1 protein-coding gene is annotated in these 3,398 nt (G+C 53.1%); it reads right to left on the reverse strand.

Features of this window, described 5'->3' with window-relative positions; all coding sequences use genetic code 11:
• The coding region (locus tag J1782_RS00365) for a hypothetical protein (RefSeq protein WP_217151918.1) at positions 1–3,180 on the reverse strand (3,180 nt) is incomplete at its 3' end.
• Positions 3,181–3,398: the final 218 nt, after the last annotated feature.

The raw sequence follows: 3,398 nt of genomic DNA on the forward strand, positions 1-3,398 counted from the left end.
CCCCTTACCTGTTGCCCCCCCATTTCCCCCAAACCCGGCACCGACATCCACAGTCAAATCAGTGGCTTTAACTCCTAAGTAGTTTGGTTTAGAAGGGACAGAATTAAGCGCGTTAATCTGAGCTAATTCTTCCAGACGGTTTTTATCATCCCAGGCGCCTTTGATATTGTCTTTCCAGTCCCAGAGATAATCCGTAACGGGTGTAAATGAACTAGGATCCACGCCATCCTTGTTTGCAATAATCGATGTCACCTGTTTCGGGTACAGGTATTCAGGATCATCCCCCGACCCCGTCGTGGCATTGCCTCCAGTGCCACCACCACCACCCACGGACTGAGCAATGATACCGTAGGACTGGGCACCATAAGTGACAATAACACCTGTTCCATTATGAACCGTTACGTTGCCGCCATCCCCCGCAGCGCCACCGGCTCCACCAATAGCAACGTTGGCATTTATCTGACCGTTGCTACCCTTACCAGTGGAATCACCGCCGTTCCCGCCACCACCGCCCACGGACTGAGCCTGGATACCGGCTGCCATATCTCCCGCAGTTAGTATGGCTCCAATACCTGTCAAATCGCGGTTAGAAAAGAGTTCCGTATTGGAGTAATTGCCCGGATCTCCCGTAGTCGAATTAATGTAGTTATTAACCACCACGTCTCCCCCGTTTCCGGCAGCTCCCCCTCGCCCACCGATGGTAGTGGTAAGTTGTAAACTGTACCCCCCCGCCTGATAGACTCCGCCCTGATCAGCTGTCCCGGATCCCCCGGCCCCACCGCCACCTCCGACACTTTGCGCGAATACCCCAATAGATTTTGCCCCTGAAGTATCAATAAGCCCACTATTCCAGACACTGACGCTCCCTCCTTTACCACCGGCGGCACCATCACCTCCGATAGTCGTACCAATGGTAAATTTCGATTGCTGGTAAGCCATACTTGTGGATGAGGCATCGCCGCCATAGCCACCACCACCACCTACGCTTTCTGCAAAAACACCGTATGCATCCTGTCCCTGCGTTTGTAACAGACCATCATTTACTACCTGGACGACCCCACCGTCTCCGCCCACACCACCTTTACCGCCGATGGAGGTGGTCACTGTCAGACTGGGTTCGTCAGGCATACTGGTTGTGTAATTCTCAGCCATGGATGTTCCGCCGGTCCCACCCCCGCCGCCAACAGCCTGAGCAAAGATAGCGTGGGCGTTGCCGCCATATGTCTGGATCTGCCCCAGATTATAAGCATCTGCTTCATCTGCATTTCCGCCCTCGCCACCATTACCTCCGATGGCTAAAGAAACACCTATCTGAGCACTGATATCCCTCGACATGGCTCCACCGCCAATCCCGCCGCCGCCGCCAACGCTCTGGGCTAATATCCCGTCGGAATGCAGTCCTTTAGTGCTGATGAGACCAAAATTAGCCACACGTGCTAACCCGCCGTCTCCGCCAGCGCCGCCGAAACCACCAATGGCTATACTTGCGCCGATGGCTGTATTGATGGCATCGCCGCCAAGCCCACCTCCACCCCCGACGCTCTGGGCGATCATACCGCGGGATGCAGTACCTGTTGTCGTTATAACATCACCTGGATGAAAAGCAGCCTGACTGCCGTCTGAAGGCGGATTGTCGTAATAACCATTGGAAATCAACGCATCATTTCCATCCCCGCCAACACCGCCCACTGCACCGATATAGGCAGAGAACGCCTCCGCGCCAGTGTTATCCGAGAGGTTACCGGAAACGCCGCCGCCGCCGCCTACGCTCATAGCAACAAGAGCATCAGAGTGATCGCCGCTTGTGCTTATAAAAGCGTACGGAACAGAAGTGTCATTACTGACTTTAATAATAGCCTCGCCAGCATCACCGCCAGAGCCACCGTTTCCCCCGCTGCTAAAGAACACACCATTACCTGAATTACCATTCCCGCCGTCCCCGCCTATTGACAATGCCATTGCGCCAAAGGTGTTATAGCCGACAGTACTAAGTACAGTGTTCCCCAGAGCATCAACGCTCGAGCCTTCAAGGGATATAGATACCTGGCCTCCTTTACCACCCTTAGCTCCGTTAGCTCCATGGGTAACAAAACCATTGATCATTCCTGCACTCCCCCCCACTCCTCCCTGGCTGGTGGCCATGATCCCGGCACCTGTGACGGTCGTGTCAAGCATAATTTTCAGTTCCGGATTGGTGGAGCTGTCGAACTGTTGACTTTCACCTGTCTGTGGAGTGGCTGAACTATTCGCCGTGACATTTCCGCCTGAAACGATAATATTGATGTTTCCGCCGTTCCCGGCATATCCCCCGTTAGCCCCCGTGACCGCTGCACCGCTACCTGAAGCCTTTCCACCCGTGCCGCCGTCCCCCCCCTGGCTTAGCGCTACAATACCGGAGCCATTTGTGCCGTCTATATACCCGGCAGTATTAACGGTAATACCACCACCGTCTCCGGCATTATTTCCAGCTCGTCCGGTTACCTCAGAAGAGCCTCCTTCAGATTTACTAGCACCGCTGCTTCCGCCGTTTCCGCCTGTGGAGGTAAGCCAAACAGCTGCAGTGTCGCCGGAGATAAAGTTTAAAGCAGAGGGATAGGACGGATTCCCCGCGACCGTAAACAGCAGGGTACCGCCATCCGCACCCAGACCACCTATCCCGCCGTTCCCCTGATCACTGAGCTGGTCCGCACCGTATCCCCCACTTCCACCCTGACTGTTTAGATAAACTGCCGGGTAAAGCCCGTTCTGCAAATCCGTTACAGGGCTGGAAGAAACGGGTGCATCGAAAATTGCGGACAGGTCGCCCCCCACTGCCCCGTCCCCCCCGAGAGGCCCGTTGTGGTTCAGGTCGGCCTCTGAAGCGCCGCCGCCGCTGCCACTCCCGCCTGTACTGGATAAATAAACTAAAGCCGGTGACGTTCCACCTCCTGAAATCGTCTGTACCGGACTTTGCAGTTCGACGGAATAATCGCTGGCTGCGCCCCCGTCTTGCCCGTTCTGACCTGTAACACCCTGAGGCGGCGGGGTAATGCCAGTGCTGGTATATTGGACATACTCCGGGTTACCAGGGGGGACAACAATGGTCGCATAGGCTGCAATGGGTAAAATCGCTGCGCTGTAAATGGTGTTTCGCAATGCGACAACTGTTGGTTTAAGTTTTGAATTTATTTTGTTATTCACACTCACTCCGATAAGAAGCTATTCATTAATAGATTGGTAAAATGCCAATGAAAATTCATAATCAATAATTCCCCTATCGCCGAAAAATGACGAAAAAATAGAAATCATCCTGATGGGGATTATTTGTAATTCATAATTAAAAACATTTAAAAGTATCAGCATGAATTAATCATTTTTTATAGAAGTTCAAATAAGCCATTGATTTCTAACTATGGAAA

The sequence above is a fragment of the Rahnella sp. BCC 1045 genome (assembly GCF_019049615.1).
In the GTDB taxonomy this organism is placed as follows: domain Bacteria; phylum Pseudomonadota; class Gammaproteobacteria; order Enterobacterales; family Enterobacteriaceae; genus Rahnella; species Rahnella contaminans.